The organism is Caulobacter sp. CCH9-E1 (genome assembly GCF_001556515.1).
GTDB lineage: Bacteria > Pseudomonadota > Alphaproteobacteria > Caulobacterales > Caulobacteraceae > Caulobacter.
The window spans coordinates 1-698 of record NZ_LSJA01000161.1 but is presented as its reverse complement, the minus strand read 5'-3'; the positions used below and the strand labels follow the sequence as shown (position 1 = coordinate 698).

Genomic DNA, 698 nt, shown 5'->3' with positions numbered 1-698 from the left:
GGGGGAGTTCAGATGAATCCTACGGCCATCCTCACCGCGCTTACTCTTGCAACCAGCCCTGTGTCTGGAGGTGCTGAGACACTGCCACCCGAAGCGGCTGCGCCTGTCATCGCCAAGCTGAAGGGGGTCGCCAGCAGGGCAAACGTCATCGAGGCTATCGCTGGGATGGGCGAGGTCGATCGCGCCATGCGAATAAGCATGCTGGAGGCAACCCGCGATCTTGCCCCAGAGATACGTGCGAAGGTGCAAGCTCAAGCAGGACTCGTCATCGACGAACAGGATCGAGCTCATACCGAGCGGCTGAAGGGCATCATCGCCGCGCATGGTTGGCCAAAAATCTCGGAGACATCTGAGCGCACCGCCGCAACGGCGGTGCTCATCGCCAATCACTCGGGCGACATCGATTTCCAGCGACAGGTCCTCTCGCTCTTGGGGCCTCTCGCAAAGGCGCGCGAGGCGCGGCCAGAAGACTACGCGCGGCTATATGACCGTGTCGCGACGACAGATCGGCGACCTCAGCGTTACGGCACGCAAGGCACTACGTGCAAAGAGGGCAAGTACGCTGTCCCGAGTGACCTTGAGGCGCCAGAAGAACTTGAGGCGCGACGAGCGGCCATGGGATTGCAGCCGATGGCGGAGTATTTGGCTGTCCTGGACAAGATGTATGGCGTCTGCGTCCCGCATCCGCCCTAGCGTCC

General features: G+C 61.9%; 1 protein-coding gene. It reads left to right on the top strand.

Features of this window, described 5'->3' with window-relative positions:
• On the top strand, nucleotides 1–693 hold a 693-nt coding region (locus AX690_RS10245; protein ID WP_231732167.1), incomplete at its 5' end, for a DUF6624 domain-containing protein.
• Nucleotides 694–698: the final 5 nt, after the last annotated feature.